This is a genomic window from Paenibacillus sp. FSL W8-0919, from assembly GCF_038003785.1.
Taxonomy (GTDB): Bacteria; Bacillota; Bacilli; order Paenibacillales; family Paenibacillaceae; genus Paenibacillus_AQ; species Paenibacillus_AQ lactis.
In genome coordinates this window covers 3,086,940-3,105,154 of sequence record NZ_JBBOPV010000001.1, presented here as the reverse complement: position 1 = coordinate 3,105,154, position 18,215 = coordinate 3,086,940, and the positions used below count along the sequence as shown (strand labels likewise).

Annotated in this window: 18 protein-coding genes; 7 read left to right on the top strand and 11 right to left on the bottom strand. The window is 54.3% G+C overall.

The window, feature by feature from the left end:
• Complete coding sequence (locus NST44_RS13785) at positions 1-1,137, bottom strand: glycosyltransferase family 4 protein (protein WP_213614650.1); 1,137 nt, start codon at positions 1,135-1,137, stop codon at positions 1-3.
• Positions 1,138-1,251: 114 nt separating this feature from the next.
• On the opposite strand from NST44_RS13785, the gene NST44_RS13780 reads away from it, so the two are divergent.
• Together NST44_RS13780 and NST44_RS13775 are read left to right on the top strand one after the other, a co-directional pair.
• A complete protein-coding gene (locus NST44_RS13780; RefSeq protein WP_340899911.1) occupies positions 1,252-2,418 on the top strand; it encodes a GGDEF domain-containing protein in 1,167 nt (388 codons plus the stop codon).
• Positions 2,419-2,684: 266 nt separating this feature from the next.
• Entirely contained in the window at positions 2,685-4,070 is a 1,386-nt protein-coding gene (locus NST44_RS13775) for an RsmB/NOP family class I SAM-dependent RNA methyltransferase (RefSeq protein ID WP_340899910.1), read from the top strand.
• Positions 4,071-4,214: 144 nt separating this feature from the next.
• On the opposite strand, the gene NST44_RS13770 is transcribed toward NST44_RS13775, so the two are convergent.
• Genes NST44_RS13770 through NST44_RS13760 form a run of 3 tightly spaced genes read right to left on the bottom strand, consistent with a single transcriptional unit; the run spans position 4,215 to position 7,434 of the window.
• Positions 4,215-5,015 carry a Cof-type HAD-IIB family hydrolase gene (locus NST44_RS13770; RefSeq protein ID WP_007127725.1) on the bottom strand — a complete coding sequence of 267 codons (801 nt, stop codon included), beginning with the start codon at positions 5,013-5,015 and terminating at the stop codon, positions 4,215-4,217.
• Positions 5,016-5,071: 56 nt separating this feature from the next.
• Positions 5,072-5,833: a pseudouridine synthase gene (locus NST44_RS13765; protein WP_340899909.1), complete on the bottom strand. Its 762-nt coding sequence runs from the start codon at positions 5,831-5,833 to the stop codon at positions 5,072-5,074.
• Positions 5,830-7,434 (bottom strand): RsmB/NOP family class I SAM-dependent RNA methyltransferase, encoded by a 1,605-nt coding sequence (locus NST44_RS13760; protein ID WP_340899908.1) that lies wholly within the window; start codon positions 7,432-7,434, stop codon positions 5,830-5,832. The genes NST44_RS13765 and NST44_RS13760 overlap by 4 nt, the downstream gene beginning before the upstream one ends.
• 240 nt (positions 7,435-7,674) lie before the next feature.
• On the opposite strand from NST44_RS13760, the gene NST44_RS13755 reads away from it, so the two are divergent.
• Positions 7,675-8,202, top strand: coding sequence for a thioredoxin family protein (locus NST44_RS13755; RefSeq protein WP_007127722.1), 528 nt, complete (start codon positions 7,675-7,677; stop codon positions 8,200-8,202).
• Positions 8,199-8,657 carry a PCYCGC motif-containing (lipo)protein gene (locus NST44_RS13750; protein WP_007127721.1) on the top strand — a complete coding sequence of 153 codons (459 nt, stop codon included), beginning with the start codon at positions 8,199-8,201 and terminating at the stop codon, positions 8,655-8,657. The genes NST44_RS13755 and NST44_RS13750 overlap by 4 nt, the downstream gene beginning before the upstream one ends.
• 133 nt (positions 8,658-8,790) lie before the next feature.
• On the opposite strand, the gene NST44_RS13745 is transcribed toward NST44_RS13750, so the two are convergent.
• From NST44_RS13745 to NST44_RS13735, 3 genes are read right to left on the bottom strand one after another with little or no spacing between them, the layout of a single operon-like run.
• On the bottom strand, positions 8,791-9,246 hold the full coding sequence (locus tag NST44_RS13745) for a DUF309 domain-containing protein (RefSeq protein WP_007127720.1): 456 nt from the start codon (positions 9,244-9,246) through the stop codon (positions 8,791-8,793).
• On the bottom strand, positions 9,239-10,051 hold the full coding sequence (locus NST44_RS13740) for a GTP pyrophosphokinase (RefSeq protein WP_007127719.1): 813 nt from the start codon (positions 10,049-10,051) through the stop codon (positions 9,239-9,241). The genes NST44_RS13745 and NST44_RS13740 overlap by 8 nt, the downstream gene beginning before the upstream one ends.
• Before the next feature lie 26 nt (positions 10,052-10,077).
• The gene (locus tag NST44_RS13735) at positions 10,078-11,172 is read right to left on the bottom strand and encodes a quinone-dependent dihydroorotate dehydrogenase (protein WP_007127718.1); all 1,095 of its coding nucleotides are present in this window, start codon (positions 11,170-11,172) and stop codon (positions 10,078-10,080) included.
• 187 nt (positions 11,173-11,359) lie between these two features.
• Here NST44_RS13735 and NST44_RS13730 point away from each other — a divergent pair, with 187 nt between their 5' ends.
• Positions 11,360-11,497, top strand: a complete 138-nt coding sequence (locus NST44_RS13730; protein WP_007127717.1) for a hypothetical protein — start codon at positions 11,360-11,362, stop codon at positions 11,495-11,497.
• Here NST44_RS13730 and NST44_RS13725 read toward each other — a convergent pair.
• From NST44_RS13725 to NST44_RS13715, 3 genes are all read right to left on the bottom strand, one after another.
• A complete protein-coding gene (locus NST44_RS13725) occupies positions 11,494-12,939 on the bottom strand; it encodes a L,D-transpeptidase (RefSeq protein WP_007127716.1) in 1,446 nt (481 codons plus the stop codon). The genes NST44_RS13730 and NST44_RS13725 overlap by 4 nt on opposite strands.
• Before the next feature lie 314 nt (positions 12,940-13,253).
• Positions 13,254-13,493: a ferredoxin gene (locus NST44_RS13720; RefSeq protein ID WP_007127715.1), complete on the bottom strand. Its 240-nt coding sequence runs from the start codon at positions 13,491-13,493 to the stop codon at positions 13,254-13,256.
• A 146-nt stretch (positions 13,494-13,639) separates the two neighbouring features.
• Positions 13,640-14,941 carry a DNA polymerase IV gene (locus NST44_RS13715; protein WP_007127714.1) on the bottom strand — a complete coding sequence of 434 codons (1,302 nt, stop codon included), beginning with the start codon at positions 14,939-14,941 and terminating at the stop codon, positions 13,640-13,642.
• 334 nt (positions 14,942-15,275) lie between these two features.
• On the opposite strand from NST44_RS13715, the gene cimA reads away from it, so the two are divergent.
• Positions 15,276-16,892 carry a citramalate synthase gene (gene cimA / locus NST44_RS13710; protein ID WP_340899907.1) on the top strand — a complete coding sequence of 539 codons (1,617 nt, stop codon included), beginning with the start codon at positions 15,276-15,278 and terminating at the stop codon, positions 16,890-16,892.
• A gap of 77 nt (positions 16,893-16,969) precedes the next feature.
• On the opposite strand, the gene NST44_RS13705 is transcribed toward cimA, so the two are convergent.
• Complete coding sequence (locus NST44_RS13705; RefSeq protein ID WP_007127712.1) at positions 16,970-17,527, bottom strand: TlpA family protein disulfide reductase; 558 nt, start codon at positions 17,525-17,527, stop codon at positions 16,970-16,972.
• 148 nt (positions 17,528-17,675) lie between these two features.
• On the opposite strand from NST44_RS13705, the gene NST44_RS13700 reads away from it, so the two are divergent.
• Positions 17,676-18,170, top strand: a complete 495-nt coding sequence (locus tag NST44_RS13700; protein WP_007127711.1) for a M67 family metallopeptidase — start codon at positions 17,676-17,678, stop codon at positions 18,168-18,170.
• The last annotated feature ends 45 nt before the right edge of the window (positions 18,171-18,215 follow it).

Here is an 18,215-nt window from a genome sequence, read left to right as displayed (position 1 = left end):
TTAGCTCTCTTTCTTCGGTTGATAATTCAAATACATTTTTTTCAGCTGATTGACTGAACGGGACAACGAATATTGGTTTTTCGCCTTATCCGACGCGGTCCGGGCCAGCTCATACCGGTACAGCGGGTCCACGATGACCTTCTCCAGGGCGTCCGCCAGCGCATTCGGATCCTCCGTCGGTACCAGCAGCCCGTTCACCCCGTCCTCAATCTGCTCCGCAATACCGCCGACATTGGTGCCGACTAGCGCAAGGCAGCTCAGCGCCGCCTCCGCGAATACGGAGCCGAAGGCTTCCGCCCTCGATGGGAGAACGAAGATATCAAAGAATGGCATGAATTCCTCGGGATGAAGCGTATAACCGTAAAATATCGTTTCCTGGTAAATGCCCAGCGATTTGGCCATCTCCTCCAGCTCTTGGCGAGCAGGGCCGTCTCCGATGATATGAAGGACATAATCATGGCCTTTTCGTTTCAGCTCGGCGCAAGCCTGGAGCAGAATATCCAATCCCTTCGCAGGAACAAGGCGGCATACGGTCACCAGCTGAGGGACCGCATTTTCATGGGGAACCGGCTTAAAGCGCCGATCGTCGAATCCGTTATGGATGACCTCGATCGAATCGGCTTGATCCACATATGGAGACATATAGGACTTGAAGGATTCCGACACCGTCACCAGACGGTCGCTGATAAACTCAAGCTCTTTGTACAGAGAGGTGAGAAAACGGTGTTCAGGCCCGCCCTCTCGAATTTTTCCGTTCAAAATCAGCTCCCGCTCATAACTCGAATGGACGGTCTGGATAAGCGGAACCTCCGGGAATACGGCTTTCATGGACATGCCTGCAATCGGATGATGGCTATGAATGAGATCATAAGGCTTTTGGATGCGCAGCCGGGTCCACCATAAATAATCCCGGTAGGTCTGTATATATTTTGCAACAATCGGACTTTCCTCGAACTCCTTCCAATCAAAGGTATGGAAGACCGGATCCTCGTGGCCTTTATTGCGGATCCGCTTCGGGAGCCAGAACATCTCCATCTCCCATCGGGAGGAATGGAACCGTTCCTGCAAATATGGAATCATCGACGATACGCCGCCCGGCTGTTCAGGAGGGAAGAATAATGCTTGAAGAAGTTTCATGGGGATCTCCCTTTCTCTAAATCTCTTTCTTTAAATCTCTTTCCAGAATCTTTTTCGATATGATATATTAGAACATATGTTTCATGCAAAGGAAACCTACAGGAGTGAAGCCATTTGTCCACAGATTTGACCTCTTGGTCGACTTCGCCTCTGCCAATGATATTCGCTGTCTGCGGGGCTTGCATCGCGTTCATGATGCTGATCATGTGCCTTTTTATGTACAGCAGGCAGCGGAAGAGCGCATATATTTATATGGCAGCCGCCTTCTCTTTCATTATGACACACGAGGGTCTGAACATCCATTCGGCATGGATCGGAATTGTCGATTTTTCGCCAGAACCGATCGTGCTTCGCATCATCCGCCTCTTCTCATTCGTGCTGCTCAATATGTCCGTTGTCATGCTGTACCGCAAAATCAAGACGATGCATTATTGGCTCCCGCTGCTGACCGCCGCCCTTCTATTGCTTCCGCTGATTCTTCCATCATTTCTGTCCTTCACCATTGATCCGGTCTGGCAAAGCGTATATTTTGACGTCATCTTGCTCTGCGCTTTATATGTCGCCTTTACGAAAGGGGTTCCGCGCATCGGGCAGCCCGTGAAATATGCGGTCGGACTTGCCGCCTACGCTCTGTGGTTCGCGCTTCAAGCCGTACAAACCTACACAGGCATCGTATCCATCCCGCTGCAGGGCTTTGCGCTCGCGCTCCCGGTGTTGTTCTACACCCTTGTATTCTTCATCCTGTTCCGGCGGATCGTAGAGCTGATGCAATCCATCTATCGCTCGGCGATCACGGATGGCTTGACCGGCCTATACAACCGGAGACATTTCATGAAATACCTGGATCACTACACCGCCCAGGCTTTGAAGATATCCGCGATCTTCTGCGATATTGACAATTTCAAGAAGCTGAACGATACCCAGGGCCACGCCAGAGCCGATGAAGTGCTGAAGCAAGTGGCTGCCATCATGGAAGAGGAGCTAGACGGGATCGGGATTACCGGCCGATACGGAGGCGAGGAGCTGGTTGCGCTCGTGGTGGATCGCAAGATCAAGCCCTCCCAGGTTGCCGAGAATATCCGGGCCCGCGTGGCTGCGGAGACCATCGTGACCATCAGTGTCGGATACAGCGTGCTCCGTCAGGGCATCCAGGGGGACGAGCTGATGAATCAAGCCGACAAAGCGATGTATCATTCAAAAACGACGGGTAAGAATAAGGTTACCGATTACCGCTCTTTGGAGGAATTGCTCAATGAGCCGAAGGAAGCCGCCGTCCAGTAAAGGCCAAGGCCGTCCCTTAATCAGGGCGGTCTTTTTTTGCGGCAGATCAGGTACTAACGCCTTCTTTACGAGCACCGCCGCCGCGTGATAAACTATTGACCGTTCCTCAAGAGCCCGGGAAGTTGCCGCATCGAATTCGCATGATGTTTCGTCCTGGCGCGGCCGTCTTCCTAAGTGCCGTTACCCTATAGTTGCTTCTGCGTGAGCTGCTCGTGGTTACGAGAGAGAACAACGGATATTTTGCACGAAAAGGAGCTGCTAACCGGATGGGAAAGGAACAACTGCCCGCCGACTTCGTCTCCCGTATGCAGGAGCTGCTTCGAGAGGAGTCGGACGATTTTTTTGCCAGCTATGACACGCCCCGTACGCAAGGCCTTCGTCTTAATCTGCTGAAGGCAGAACGGGCTGCTGAACCTGTACGGAACATCCTGCGGGATTTCCGGCTGACACCGGTTCCCTGGTGCGATACAGGTTATTATTACGATGAAACGGTACGTCCCGGCAAGCATCCGTACCATACTGCCGGACTATATTATATTCAGGAACCCTCGGCGATGTCAGCGGTAGAGCTGCTTGACCCGCAGCCGGGAGAGACGATCCTTGACCTTGCTGCGGCGCCGGGAGGAAAAACCAGCCACATTGCTTCCAAAATGGCGGGACGCGGCCTGCTCATCGCCAATGAGATTCATCCGGAGCGGGCCAGAATCCTCTCCGAGAACGTGGAACGAATGGGTATTTGCAATGCCGTCGTGACCAGTGCTGCACCGGACGAGCTCTCCCGGCGCTTCGCCGGATGCTTCGACCGGATTATGCTGGACGCCCCCTGCTCGGGCGAAGGGATGTTCCGCAAGGATCCCGGTGCGATCGAAGAGTGGTCGCCTTCCCACGTGGAGCTATGCGTCTCCAGGCAATGGGACATTGTGCAGGACGCTTGTGCCATGCTGAAGCCTGGAGGCACGTTAGCCTACTCCACCTGCACCTTCAATGAAGACGAGAACGAGAACATGGTGCAGCGCATCCTCGCCCGGTATCCCGAGCTTCAGCTTCGCGGCATGAAGCGCCTGTGGCCGCACCGGGAACGGGGAGAAGGCCACTTCGTGGCCGTCCTCGTCAAGAACGCGGAGGGAGAATCAGCGGGCGAGCAGCCTCACACGGAGGCAGAGTCCAAGCGAGGCGGCAAATCACGCCGCGGAGACAAGCCCTCGGAGGAGCGATCCGCCCTTGAAGCGTTCAAAGCCTGGGCCGAGCAAGATTTACCGGGCCATGTGCTGCCTCCGGGCGCTCCTCTGTTGTTCGGGGACGAGCTTTACTGGCTGCCGGCCGGCGAAGGCTGGAGCTGGAGCGAGCATCAGCTGCGCGGGCTGAAAATTCTCCGTGCCGGCCTTCATCTCGCCCACCTCAAGAAGAACCGGATCGAGCCCGCCCACGCGCTCGCGATGGCCAGCAAGCCGGAGCAAGCCGCGCGCGCCGTCGATCTGCCCCCGGATTCGGCCGAGGTCTCGGCCTACCTTAGGGGTGAAACGCTATCGGTTCCAGCCGATTATAAAGGATGGACCCTCGTGACGACCGACGGGCTGCCGCTCGGATGGGGCAAGGCCACCGGCGGACAGCTCAAGAATCACCTGCCTAAGGGCCTGCGCCAGTTTAAGTAATGACAGTGACATTTAAGGCTCCTTCATGCTTGACGACATTGCGGTAGATTCATGTGAACCGTCATTCAAGCAAATAAGGCGCTGCTGCAGCCACATATCCGTGGTTGCAGCAGCGCCTTGTTTTATGCGCGGAGCATAATAGCACTAGGACAAGCAGTATTTGACCAAAGCTTCGTGAACGCCGTCTTCGTTGTTGGACGCGGTCACCGCATTCGCAGCAGCCTTTACCTCGACCGGCGAGTTGTCCATGGCAATGCCCATGCCGGCAAACGTAAGCATCGTAATATCGTTATAATAGTTGCCGATGGCAAGCACCTCTTCCTGCCGGTATCCCCTTTTCGCGGCAAGCTGCTTCAGCGCACTGCCCTTGGAGGCCTCCGCATGCATGAGATCGATGAAGTATTCGCCGCTGCGGAGCATGTTAAGGGTCATCGTCCATGTGCTCCAGTCCTTGAGGACGGCGTCCATATCCCCGGGCTCGCCGAAGGCGGTAAATTTGACAACCGGGTCGGGCAGCTCCTCCCAGGCCGGGAGATTGCTCGGCATCATCAAGTAATTTTCATACATATGCCGGACAGGGCCTGCAAGCTCCTCCACATTGTCTACATACATCTCGAAGGCTGTATTGATGTCGAAATGAACCCCCCGCTCCCGGCAATAGGTCATAAACGGATCCAGCTCCGCTTGCTCCATGCCGAACTGGTGAACGATTCGCTTCGTTTCAACCTCCACCGTAGCCGCCCCGTTATGACTGATTACATAACCGCCGAGCCCCATGCTCTCCATGAACGGAATCGAGTTGAGCGGTCCGCGGCCCGTGCACAGCACGATCTCAATCCCCTGCCTTGCAGCTTCCATCACGGTGTTCCTGGTTACCTCGGTTATTTCATGCTCATCATTCAGAAGCGTCCCGTCTACGTCAAGCGCTACTAATTTGTATGCCATTCTCTACCCATCCTTATCCACTTTTTATCGTTGTCTATATCTTTAGCTCGTCCATTTTATTTGTCCGTCGCCCGTCCGATCCCGGCCAGCTCCGCTTTCGTCAGCTCCCGGTAAGAGCCGATCTCGAGCGATTCGTCCAGCCGGAGGGTTCCCATGCTGATCCGCTTGAGGTAAATCACCTTTTTGCCGACCGCTTCGAACATTCGCTTGACCTGGTGGAACTTGCCTTCATGGATGGTCAGCGTAATGCGGGAGCGGATGCTTCCATCGCCTTGCTCTTCCCGGGCGTCGATAACGAGCTCCGACGGCAAGGTTACATAACCGTCATCCAAGGTCACGCCCCTGGAAAATTGCCGGATATCCTCCTCGTCCACCCGTCCTTCGACGATCGCCTGATAGGTCTTAGGCACATGCTTTCGGGGTGACAGCAGCTCATGTGCGAGCTTGCCGTCATTGGTCAGCAGCAGCAGACCTTCCGTATCTTTATCCAATCTTCCAACGGGAAATGGCTCGAATACAAGATACTTTTCATCCAGAAGATCCAGTACCGTCCGTTCCCGCACATCCTCCGTCGCCGAGATCACGCCTGGAGGCTTATGCAGCATGAGATACACAAACTCCCGATAGGCGATGGTTTCCCCATCGATTTCGATCGAATCCGTATACGGATCCACATGCTTCCCCGGATCCTTTACGACAGTGCCATTCACTACAATGCTGCCGCTCTTGGCCTTCTTCTTCAGCTCGGCTCTGGAGCCGAACCCCATATTGGACAACACCTTATCCAACCGCTGTGTCGTTCTTCCCTTTGCTCTCATACGGATGTCCACCTCCAACCTGCCGGATATTCGTTCTTAAGCATGCCGCCCTGCCATTTGCCCCAGCCTGCCGAGTAGCCATCTATACAGACTAACACATATCCCTTTCCTTCTGCAGCCCCGAAAACTTGCAGCCGCTCCTCCGGTATCGACAGCGTCTCGCCCTTCAGGTAACGGATCGCTTCCCCGTCTTCCGAATGCAGGCTGATCGTCCGCACGAATTCCTCAGCGCGAAGAGCGGTTGCCAGCGGGTGGCCGGGAACAAAGCGTTCGTTCTTGATCTGACCCATATACCACCCGGGGCGAATCACCTTGAGCCTCTCCAGGCGTTCTTTCGGTAACGGGGACAAATACACATGATTCCCGTAGGTAACCGTATAACCATGTAGAGTTCCTGGCAGATCCTCCCTCAGAAACGTTGTAAAAGGTTCCAGCGAGATGGAGTCGGCAGGACGCCCGGAGCCTTGCTGGCGAGTCGAATCATGCTGACCGCCTCTTCCGCCTCCGCGCGGATTGCCTTTGCGCGGATCCCGGAGGGACCCCCGTCCCTTGCGTTCGCTTCGCTTCTCCTTACCGGATGAAACCGCCAGGTGGCCGCCGGCAGCAGTATCCACATGAACAGGGGGCGCTTGTTCATCAGCTTCCTCCATCCGTGCAAGCTCGCCTTCCCGGCGCAGAACGGCAACAAAATGCCCTTCCCCTTGAACTTTATGCGGCCACAGCCTGCCTGTTCCGGCGACCTGCTCGCGCACTTCAGCGGAGATATGTTCCATGTGCCGAGCTAACCACTCGGTTTCCCCCGGCGAAAACGGGCCCGAATGATCGATCGGTATGACCCGGAAATCCGGATGCTTCATCAGAAGCTCTGCAATCATTCCCTCATTCTCCTCCGGCGAGAAGGTACATGTAGAATATACAAGCGTTCCTCCCGGACGCAGCATTTTCACGGCTGAATGCAAAATGTCGCGCTGCATTTCGGCAAACGTCAGCGGGGACGACTCCTCCCAATATTTCAGCATCGACTCGTCCTTGCGGAACATGCCTTCACCTGAGCAGGGTGCGTCAATCAGTATTTTCGTAAAGGCCTCGGGAAAGGCCTCGGCAATCCGCTCCGGGCTGTCATTAAGCACAATGGCATTGCGTACCCCGTACATTTCCAAGTTTTTGGCCAGCGCTTTGGTGCGGTCCGGGTGCAGGTCATTGCTGACCAGCACCCCCTTGCCCTGCAGCTTGGCAGCTATTTGCGTCGATTTCCCGCCCGGTGCGGCGCACAGGTCCAGCACGACATCGCCCGGCTCAACGCCAAGGAGCTCAACCGGAGCCATGGCGCTCGGCTCCTGAATATAATACAGCCCCGTATGATAATACGGATGCCGTCCCGGGCGCTCCCCTTCTTCAATATAATAGCCGGTCTTGCACCAAGGTATCGGGTCCAGCTTATATGGCGAGATGCGGCGGAAATCTTCATCCGAAATCTTCAGCGTGTTGACCCGGATCCCGGCAAACGGAGGCTGTTCGTAGGATTTCATAAAATTGTCATAGTTCGGTCCCAGCAGTGTTTTCATCTTCGCCTGAAACGGCGAGGGCAGACGTAATGCCATGTTTAGTACCTACCTGTTCTGTATCAGATCTGTTGCCCGCTTATTTCGTCAATATGTAGCGGCGTTTCGCATGTTCCGCTCCTACCGTTAATATTGTATAATAAACTACATTAAAAAGGACAAGTCCTTATAGAGGTTGTTCAAAAAGTCGTCTTTTGATCACGAAGGGGGTCATAAAGTAACTCGACCTTTTTGAACTCTCACTTGTGCGCTTATTATTAATCCTTAAGGGGTGTATTCATGAATCGAAAAAAAAAGAATAACTACACAGCGCTTTACGCATTCGGAGGCGTATTTGTTGTCCTTGTTGCGGCGCTTGTCATTCTGAACCTCTCGGGCGGGAAGAGCGACCTGTACGGCGGCAAGAAAATATCCAGCCTGAATCCGGCTACGCAAGAGCTGCTGAATGATCCGAACTATCAGAATATCATACTTCCGGATCAGTTGAAGGACAAGGTCAACAACAAGGAGAACTTCTTCGTATACTTCTTCGCATCCGACTGTCCGCATTGCCGGGCGACAACCCCTGAACTGATGCCGCTGGCCAGCGACGCCGGCATTTCACTGCACCAGTACAATCTGCGTGAATATCAGGAAGGCTGGAGAGATTACAATATCGAGTTCACCCCTACCCTTGTCTACTTCGAGAACGGTGTGGAGAAGGAACGCATGGTCGGCGGTTTGAAGCCGGAAGGTGCATCGGAAGGGTACAGCTTGGACGATTTCAAGCAATTCCTGGACAAATATAAAGGGAGTGTGACGAAATGAAGCGCACTCGGGCCATCCTATTTACCTTCATGCTGTCAGGCATGCTACTTGCCGCATGCGGCGGCAAGGAATCTGCTACCGCAGGGCATCATCATGGGGCCGCCTCCGAACGGTATGAAACAACGGCAAGCGTGAGCGAGATGCCGAAATTCCTATCAAGCTACACCGACAATACGCAGGCGACCTATGCGACGGTCGGCGAACTGGAAGATATCATTAAAGAGATCAAATGCTACTGCGGCTGCATGGACGAGGAAACCGGCTATCACGATTCCCTTCACCGCTGCTTCATCGCCGAGAACAAGGACGGCGAGGTGAAATGGACGGACCATGGCGCCCAGTGCGGCATATGCCTTACCGAGCTTCAGGATGCGAAGCGGCTTCATGACGAAGGCAAATCCGTCGATGAAATCAAGCAATTTATCGACAATAAATATAAAGGCACCGAGTCCTGATTCGATATATTTGCAAAAAGAAGAGCTGCTCTCAAGTAGATTATTCTACTGACGGGCAGCTCTTGTTTATCTTTTCTATATCTTGCGCTAACTCCTTGATCGATATTTCCGACCATGCATTTCGCTTCCCGGATTAAGAGGACAATCCTTGCTTCGCACGCGGCCGTTCCGGCTTACGCCGCTGCGGCACATTCGGAGGAATATGCCTCGAGGCCTCATCGACGGCTTTCCGAAGCTTCGGATCCACGATGTCGATCGTCAAATCCCGATACGGAATCGGGTATTGCTCGTACCCGGACAGTCCGCGGACATACTCCCGCATCTCCTCCACCAGTTTTCCCATCCGGATGCCCAGCTCATCTTCGGCATAGCCTTCGAGCTTGTTTACGGCGCTGCGAAACATCTTCAATCCGCCCCGAATGTTATCGTTCCGGAAATGGAACAAGGCGACAGCCGCTTGAAGGAGCCCCTTGTATCTCGGATCCTTATCCGTATCGAGCCAAAGCTCCTCCAGCACCTCATGACATTCGAAATAGTCCCGGTCCCGGTTGAAGTAAACGAGGAACGCTACGTACAGCCGCTCATACATCGTACTCGTTCACTTTCTTCTTGGCCTGTGACAACAGCTCCTTCACCTCGTCCAAGAGCAGCTTCATTTCCTCCATGTCATGCTCCTGCCAGATGGCGTTAAAGCGCTCCTGGAAGGAGATCGCTTCGTTGACCAGGTGGAAAAAATACAGCTGGTGAATCGCATGCAGCACCTGGGTCGTTATGTTGGAATCATCCTCGAACCGACGCTGCGCTTCCAGTATTTCCTCGCGGATGCTGGACATTTCGGTATCGAGCGTGTTCGCCGCTTCTCCGGCCTTTTTCAGACGTTCCCGGATATCGTCAGGCAGGCTTTCTCTATATTTATAGCTGAGCGAGTGCTCGATCGTAGCCCAGAAATTCATCGCAAGCGTCCGGATTTGAATCTCGGCTAGCACCTTCTTCTGCCCGAGCGCGGTCTGCACCGGATACTCGATGATCATATGGAAGCTGCGATAGCCGCTTTCCTTAAAGTTTGTTATATAATCCTTCTCATATAATACCGTCAGGTCCTTCCGTGCCCGAATATACTCGGCAACCCGCCGGATGTCTTCCACGAATTGGCACATGATCCGGATGCCCGCGATATCCTCGATTCCGGTTTCCAGCTGATCCATAGGAACATTAAGGCGTTTTGCCTTGTCCAGAATGCTCGATATCCGCTTGACCCGGCCCGTTACGAATTCGATAGGCGCATATTCCTCCCGTTTCTTCAGCTCTGCGCGCATCGTCTTGAATTTGACCTTCAATTCTTCAACGGTCTGCTCGTACGGAAGCAAAAATGTCCCCCAGTCTCTAACGTCCATTGCCCTTGCCTCCTGTCTTTACCCCTTTACCGATGATTCGCCCCGACAGCTTCGGAAATATGGCTGAAGCCGTCCTTGGCCAGCAGCTGCCTCAAACCGGCGTGCAGCTTGCGGTTGACCTCGGGCCCTTCATAGATAAGTGCCGTATAAATTTCTACCAGGCTGGCGCCTGCGCGTATTTTCTCATAGGCATCGGCTGCCGTGAAGATTCCCCCGGAGCCGATGATCGGCAGCGCTCCGCCGGTCTGCTTATAAATCCTGGAGATGATTTCAGTCGAGCGCTCGCGCAGCGGCTTCCCGCTGAGCCCGCCGGTCTCTTTGGCGTTGGTGTGCGTAAGCCCCTCCCTGGAGAGCGTTGTGTTGGTAGCAATAATGCCGGACACCCCGCTGGCACGGATCGTCTCCACCATGTACTCCAGCTCGGCATCGCTCACGTCCGGCGCAATCTTGACGAGCACAGCCTTCCGGCTGCCGTGAATCTCCGCCTGCCGGTTCATCTCGTTCATCACCGCTTCCAGCAATGACGAGAGCTCGCTGCCGTGCTGCAAGCTCCGCAGGTCCGGCGTGTTCGGCGAGCTGATATTCACCACGAAAAAATCGCCATACGGAAACAAAGCCTGGATGCAGGCCTCGTAGTCGCCATTCGCCTTCTCGTTCGGCGTAACTTTATTTTTACCGATGTTGACCGCTACCGGAATCCGGCGCTCCTTGAGCGCGGACAGCCTCTTCGCCATCGCATCGGCGCCTTCGTTATTAAAGCCCATTCGATTGATGAGCGCCTCATCCGGAGGCAAACGGAACAGCCTCGGCTGTTCATTACCCGGCTGGGCTTTCGGCGTAACCGTACCAACTTCCATAAAACCAAAGCCGATGGAGGAAAATCCCTTGACGGCTTGCGCATTTTTATCCAAACCGGCGGCAAGCCCGACCGGTGTCGGGAAGTGAAGTCCGAACAGGTCCACGGCCAAATCCGGGGTTTCGCTCACGCCATACATCCCCCGCATGACCGCTTCCGCGCCGATGACGCCGGAGGCACGCCCAAGGCCGCCGACCACGAGATGGTGGGCCTTTTCCGGGTCCATTTTGAAAAATAAAGGTTTGCCTATATTGCGGTACAGCACATCGACTCTTCCTCTCATCCAATTAATTTCTCTACCCTTCAGTTTATCCGTTTCCGCCGCAAAAAGAAAGTTTTTGGGCATAAACCGGGCGCGCTTGCGTACGGACATGTTATGGATTTTTGGGCGCAAACCCTATACAATATAAGGAAATCAGCGATTATTTCATTGAGAAAGAAGGGAACGCCATATGTCAGCCAAACGAAAGCCTCCAGTCCTGCAGCAAAAAAAAGAAGAGGTTAACAAGAAAGCTCTGCTGTGGATCGGCACAGGCATCGCACTCCTTGTTATCCTCATTATCGTACTGATTGTGATTTCCCAGCCTTAATCAAGCCAGTGATACACTTTGGCGGGGTTGGTCTGACCCTGGCTGTGCTTCAGCTTGAAGCGCTCTTTCGGCGTCCACAGGTCGTCAGGCAGAACCCCTTCCCGAATTTTCACCGAGGTTCCCATCGGAACGAGATCGAACAGCTCTTCGACATCCTCTTTCAGCATCCGGATGCAGCCCTCGGACTCGTCCGCGCCGATGCTGTCCAAATCCTCCGTGCCGTGTATCGCGTACTGCGTATCGGATAACTGCATGCCTCGTGTGCCGTAGGGGCCTCTGGTCGTCCCATTCGGGTTAACCACCTTATCGCTGATCTGAAAATCCCCAAGCGGCGTCTTGGCTCCGCCAAGCCCGACCGCATAGTTCCGAAGCATGATCTTACCGCTGACCACGGCGAGGCGATGCTTGTCCTTGTCAATGATGACCTGCAGCGGCTCCTTGAAATACGGAGCTCCGTCCGGCGAGGTGCCCCAGTATCCGGGCTTGTCCGCCGCTTCTCCTTCTTCCGCATTCCCCTTGGCATCGTCTTGTACCTTGCCGGGAGGGGCATCGTCCTGTTTCAGCTGAATCAGGACATCAAACATGTCCTCCATCGCAGTCGAGCGCCCGGACAGCCAGTTGTTCGGAAACGGCCGAGTCAGCTCATCCAGCGAACTCGGCAGCCGCCCGTGCCGTGTTTGATAGTTCTCCACCGCCTTCTCCAGCACGGCCGTCTCCAATTGCAGATCCGCCCACTGCTTCGCGCTGCGGGCCAATCCCGCACTGCTTTGCGGCTCGCACTCGCATTCTCCGGCAGCTCCTTCGAACGGCGTAATCGCTATTTCCCCTGCCCGGTCCCGATGCAATGCATATAACCGCTCCATATCGCTGCTCCAGAGCAGCCACTTGCCCCGGAGAGGCATACCAAGCGCAACCGACCATGAAGGTAATTGCTCGGGATGCATTAGAAGGCGAGGCAATGCGCTGTCTCCCTCTTCGTCCGCCCCGTCGCCGGCTACTGCGTTCCTGCCTTCGGCCACAGCTGTGAACATCGGTTTACCCGCACGTTCGCCCACCGCTTGCCTGATCGCCGCTGCGGAAGCCGGGGCTTCAGGCTGAGCATCGGCTTCCGCCGGCAATCCTCCCGGATATCCCGGAGCTTGCGCAGGCGGAATGAGAACGAGGAGCAGCAGCGCGAGGGCTACCAGCCAGCGCCGGTTCCGCCTCCGCTTGAGCTCCTTCTCCCGCTCGAGCTGCAGCAGACGCTGCTCGTAATTTTTCCATATGTCCGAAGGGACTTTGCTTAGCTCGAAGGCCTCGTATACCTCCTCAGCCCGGTTATAGCAGTAAGTGGCCTTGCCCTGCTCTCCTGCCCGCTCGTACTCCTTGCCCAGCAAATACCAGGCCATCTTGTTATCGGGATGGGTCTCCACATACCTTTTAAGGTACATTGAATTGTTCATATGAGAGCCTCCAATACGGCTTCAATTGTTATCTAGATCTGGATATGTCCATATCCTTTATATCGGATCCTGCATCCGGAATATGTATAAATTACAGATTGATGCCATATGTCATTCTAGCCTTATGTCCTTATGTCATGCTAGCCCCATATTTTCTGCCCCATGTCATCTTAGTCTTACGCCACTCTCTCGTGTATGTCGCTCGCAATTATCGTCATTTGCGCATACGAAAAACGTCCCCTGCCGCTGCAGGCAGGGGACGTAAGTTATGAGTTCATAAATATAGGATGTTATAGTATTTAGCCGACTCGCAATTATTCAGCGTTGAACGGTTCGTCAGCGATGCGGATCGAATCCGTCGGGCAACCGTCGCAAGCATCGAGCATATCGTCGTGCATGTCTTCCGGTATTTCCGTCACCCCGCGGTTATTGTCCCCGTTAAAGATTACTTCCGCCAGGCCTTCATCATCATAATCGTAAATATCAGGGGCTGTTGCTCCGCAAGCGCCGCATGCGATGCATGTATCTTTATCAACCCAGGTGTATTTAGCCATAGTCTCTCTTCCTCCTGTATATCTATAAACATTCTTTTAAATGAACAAAATACAAGCCAACGGATTTGCTCCGCCATCTTCATATATTAATACAATTTTTTTAGGAATACAAATAAATTTCCTAACATATTCCGACAAAACGACGTCTAATCTTCGTTATTTCGCGATTGGCCATGCTCTCTGGCAAAGTCCATCTGCAGCGATGTTCCTCTCCGTTTATGATCGCGGATGAGGGACGACGGATCATCACCCAGCATGCCGGCCGTCAGCACGGCGCTCTCCCCGAATTTATTGCGCAGCTCGTCCATAACCCGGGTCAGCGACTCCTTCTTCGGCTGCTTCTCATAATCGAACAGATCGAGCTGAATCGCCGCTTCCTCCTTCCGGGCAAGCTGCTGCAGCGTGACGCCGAGCAGCCTAAGCGGGCGTTCCTGCTTCCAATGCCGATCATACAATACACAGGCTTCCCGGTAGATGTCTTCCGTATTCTCGGTCGGAACGGAAAGCTGCTTCGATCGGGTGATCGTCTTCATATCCGGCGTGCGCAGGGTAATCTGGATCCCGCTGGCCATCAAGCCCTTACGCCTTAGCCGGCGCGCAACCTGATCGCTTAAATTCAGCAGCACGCGCTTCGCTTCGTCACTCGAGGTGACGTCCTGCGGCAGCGTCGTCGTGTGCCCGATGGATTTGCTCTGCTCCCGTTCCGCCACGACAGGTGAATGGTCAATCCCGTTCGCGGCGCGCTTCATCCAAGCCCCCGTCACGCCAAAGGCCGAAGTCAGCAAATGTTCATCGGCTTTGGCCAGATCGCCGATGGTGAGAATGTTCAGCTTGCGAAGCTTCTCGGCCGTCTTGCGGCCGATGCCGAACAGCTCGGCGCACGGCTTGCCCCACAGCACATTCGGCACATCCCGGATCCGGAGCACCGAGAGCCCGCTCGGCTTCTTCATGTCCGACGCCATCTTGGCGAGCAGCTTGTTCGGCGCGATGCCGACGGAGCATGGCAGGGACAGCTCCTCGCGGATCCGTTCCTGGATCTCCTTCGCGATATCGAGCGGTGTGCCGAATTGCTTGGAGCCGGTAATATCCAGATAGCATTCGTCGATCGACGTCGCTTCCAGCAGCGGCGTGTAAGCATACGCTATATTCATAAACGCATTGGAGTACTTCCGGTACAGATGGAAATCAGGCTGAATGATGATCAGGTCCGGGTACAGCCGCAGCGCCTGCCTTACATTCATTCCCGTGCGAATGCCGAGGGCACGTGCAGCATAGGAGCAGGTAACGATGACCCCTTTGCGCAGCTCGACGCTCCCGGCGACGGCCGTCGGCTTGCCGCGATACAGCTCCGGCTCTTCCGCCTCATGCACCGAGCAGTAAAAAGCATTCATATCCACATGTAGAATGACGCGGCCGCTGGCCGGATAATAATCATCAATATGTCCCATGGGGATACCTTCTTTCTGTTTGGTACGGTTCTATCTTAAATCCGAGACGCGGTTAATCTCATATTCGATAAGGATAAGGTTACATTCCTGACGCCTACAGCATACCCCTCGACGAATCGAACGGTCAAGACGGCTTGCTTTCTTAAAAGTTTGTTTTACTCTGTTACTTTCCCGCAAAGAAATGCTATAATACAAAATTATAAGAAAATCGTATACCAACAAGCATCATAAGAAGCACTGCTTCAGGCTTGCGGCATCTGGAATGCAAGCGCTATGAATGAATCACACACAAACTAAAAACAGTCCATCCCGGACACCCAAAAAGGAGGACATCATGTCTAAGTCCATTTCCATCTTTGATACGACGCTTCGCGACGGAACCCAAGGCGAAGGAGTCAGCCTGTCAGCGGACGACAAGGTCAAAATTGCCAAGAAGCTGGATGCTCTTGGTGTTCATTATATTGAAGGCGGGATCCCGGGAAGCAACAGCAAGGACATCGAGTTTTTCAAAAGAGTCCAGGAGCTTCGCTTAACCTCCAAAATAACGGCGTTCGGCAGCACCCGCCGCAAAGGTTCCGTTGCGGAGCAGGATGCGAATCTGAAGCGAATCCAGGAGTCGGGCGTACAGGCCGCGACGCTGGTAGGGAAGTCATGGGATTTCCATGTCCATACGGCGCTTCAGACGACGCTGGAAGAGAATCTGTCCATGATCTATGATTCCATCGCCTTTCTTAAGCAGAAGGGACTCGAGGTTATCTTTGACGCCGAGCACTTCTTCGACGGCTATAAGAATAATCCGGAGTATGCGGTTGCCGTGTTGTCCAAAGCCCGTGAAGCAGGCGCCGATTGGCTCGTCATGTGCGACACGAACGGGGGCAGCCTGCCGCATGAAATTTCGCAGATCGTCACTTCTTTGCAAGGCCCTCTGCCAGGTGCCAACCTGGGGATTCATACGCACAATGACTGCGAGCTGGCGGTAGCCAATACGCTAAGCGCTGTACAGGCCGGGGTCCGCCACGTTCAGGGAACGATGAACGGATACGGGGAACGCTGCGGTAACGCGAATCTGTGCTCCATCATCCCGAATCTGCAGCTGAAGCTCGGTTACGAATGCATCGGCGAAGAGAATCTGCGGACCTTGACCAATACCGCAAGATATATCAGCGAAATTGCCAATGTCAACATGCCGGTCAATCAGCCGTATGTCGGCAATGCGGCCTTTGCCCACAAGGGCGGCATCCACGTCTCCGCCATTTTGCGCGATTCCCGGACGTACGAGCACATCGAGCCTGAGAAGGTCGGGAACAAGCAGCGGGTGCTCGTATCCGAGCTGGCCGGCCAGAGCAATGTCGTCTCCAAGGCTCAAGATATGGGCATAGCGCTCGATCCGGCAAGCGAGCAGTCAAAGCATATTATCGGAAAGATCAAGGAGCTTGAGCATGAAGGCTACCAGTTCGAGGGTGCCGACGCATCCTTGGAGCTGCTGCTGCGGGAAGCGAGCGGGGAGCTGAAGGAGTTGTTCACCTTCGAATCCTTCAAAATGCTTGTCGAGAAGGCAGCCGGACAGCCGGTAGTCTCCGAGGCCTTCGTTAAGGTGAACGTTGCCGGGGAGAGCATCTACACGGCGGCTGAAGGCAACGGACCGGTCAATGCGCTTGACAACGCGCTCCGTAAGGCGCTCGTTCAATACTTTCCAACGCTTAAGGAAATGCATCTGGCCGACTATAAAGTGCGCGTCCTGGATGATAAAGACGCCACTGCCGCGAAGGTCCGCGTATTGATCGAATCGAAAAACTTCGAGAATTCATGGAATACGGTCGGCGTATCCAGCAACGTCATCGAAGCGAGCTGGGAGGCGCTGGTCGACAGTATGAGATATGCCCTCCTCGGCCAAATATCGCCGGAGCATGTGCATGCAGCCGAGAAACGGCAGGGGCTGGTCAATCACTAATCACTACTCCACTTAACGAAAAAGAGCGCGGGTATCCAAGCAAGATCGGATACCTGCGCTTTTTTATATGCCGCCGCTTACTCCTTGACAAGCTTCGCAACCTTCTTGTGCAGATCTTTCGGATCAGGCGCACCGAGTATGATTTCCTGGATGACGCCGTTGCGATCGATCAGGACGTTCGTAGGGAAGGCTTGGCCATGGTACAGCCCCTCGAACACCTCCCCCTTCGGGTCCGTGAGGATCGGATAACGAAGATTGTAGTCTTGAATAAACTGCTCTGCTTTTTTCTTATTATCGTATTTGCCTACATTAATCCCGTAAATCTCCAGTTCATCTGCGTACTGCTCCGCCAGCTTGTTAAGCTCCGGCGCTTCCTGCTGGCAGGGACCGCACCAGGACGCCCAGAAGTTGATCAGCAGCGCCTTATCACGCGGGCCTCCGGCGGAATACGTCTCTTTGTCATCAAAGCCTTGGAGCGTAAAAGTCGGGGCGAGCAGCCCTGCTTTGGCTCCCGTCTCGGTCGGAAGAGGCTTCTCCTGCAAGAAGACGGCCTCGATATCGTCGCCGGCCTGATTATAAATGACGGCACCCGCCGCGATAATGATCAGAACCAGGATCATGATGTTACGTTTCATGGGTATGGATTCCTTTGCTATACTTAGTAGGATGCTGCTTTGAAGAAGCGTATCCCCGCTAATATCAATCAGCATCCAATACCTATTGTACCCTGAAACCGGCAACTTTCAAACCACGCAGCACGAAGATAGTAATTGGAGGATGACCATGAATAAATCAGAGAATCCGTTCCGCCCCATTCTCCTCTGCAGGCCCGTATTCGAGCAGATGGCTGCTTATACATACGCCGCGCTTCCTCAAGAGGCATGCGGAATCCTTATCGGGCAGGGGAATCATCAAAATGCACCGATAAGCGTATCGGAATTTATACCTGTACCGAATACCGCCGAGGATCCGCTGCATCATTTTCGGCTTGAGCCGGCGGAATGGACCCGCCTTCTCCTGTCGAAGCGCGGCATCATCGGCTTGTTCCACAGCCATCCCTCCTCCCACCCGGAGCCCTCACGGAAGGACCTTGCCGACCTGCAGGCCTTCGGCGGCCTGTTCAGTATTTATCTCATCGGCACACCGGCTGGAACCGGGACAGAAGAGCTTAAGCTGAACGCCTACCGGGTTGAAGCACGCATGGACAAGGATGAACGAGGGGTTAAGAAAATACAATCGCTCCTCCCTCATACCTTCGAGATCCGGGACGATGGTTAGACAGCCCACCCCGGCTGCTGAACGATACTGCTACTGGCCCTTCAA

Coding starts and splice junctions, on each gene's coding strand:
- NST44_RS13785 (WP_213614650.1), bottom strand. CDS start 1,137: ATGAAACTTCTTCAAGCATTATTCTTCCCTCCTGAACAGCCGGGCGGC.
- NST44_RS13775 (WP_340899910.1), top strand. CDS start 2,685: ATGGGAAAGGAACAACTGCCCGCCGACTTCGTCTCCCGTATGCAGGAG.
- NST44_RS13770 (WP_007127725.1), bottom strand. CDS start 5,015: ATGGCATACAAATTAGTAGCGCTTGACGTAGACGGGACGCTTCTGAAT.
- NST44_RS13765 (WP_340899909.1), bottom strand. CDS start 5,833: ATGAGAGCAAAGGGAAGAACGACACAGCGGTTGGATAAGGTGTTGTCC.
- NST44_RS13760 (WP_340899908.1), bottom strand. CDS start 7,434: ATGGCATTACGTCTGCCCTCGCCGTTTCAGGCGAAGATGAAAACACTG.
- NST44_RS13755 (WP_007127722.1), top strand. CDS start 7,675: ATGAATCGAAAAAAAAAGAATAACTACACAGCGCTTTACGCATTCGGA.
- NST44_RS13750 (WP_007127721.1), top strand. CDS start 8,199: ATGAAGCGCACTCGGGCCATCCTATTTACCTTCATGCTGTCAGGCATG.
- NST44_RS13745 (WP_007127720.1), bottom strand. CDS start 9,246: ATGTATGAGCGGCTGTACGTAGCGTTCCTCGTTTACTTCAACCGGGAC.
- NST44_RS13740 (WP_007127719.1), bottom strand. CDS start 10,051: ATGGACGTTAGAGACTGGGGGACATTTTTGCTTCCGTACGAGCAGACC.
- NST44_RS13730 (WP_007127717.1), top strand. CDS start 11,360: ATGTCAGCCAAACGAAAGCCTCCAGTCCTGCAGCAAAAAAAAGAAGAG.
- NST44_RS13725 (WP_007127716.1), bottom strand. CDS start 12,939: ATGAACAATTCAATGTACCTTAAAAGGTATGTGGAGACCCATCCCGAT.
- NST44_RS13720 (WP_007127715.1), bottom strand. CDS start 13,493: ATGGCTAAATACACCTGGGTTGATAAAGATACATGCATCGCATGCGGC.
- NST44_RS13715 (WP_007127714.1), bottom strand. CDS start 14,941: ATGGGACATATTGATGATTATTATCCGGCCAGCGGCCGCGTCATTCTA.
- cimA (WP_340899907.1), top strand. CDS start 15,276: ATGTCTAAGTCCATTTCCATCTTTGATACGACGCTTCGCGACGGAACC.
- NST44_RS13705 (WP_007127712.1), bottom strand. CDS start 17,527: ATGAAACGTAACATCATGATCCTGGTTCTGATCATTATCGCGGCGGGT.
- NST44_RS13700 (WP_007127711.1), top strand. CDS start 17,676: ATGAATAAATCAGAGAATCCGTTCCGCCCCATTCTCCTCTGCAGGCCC.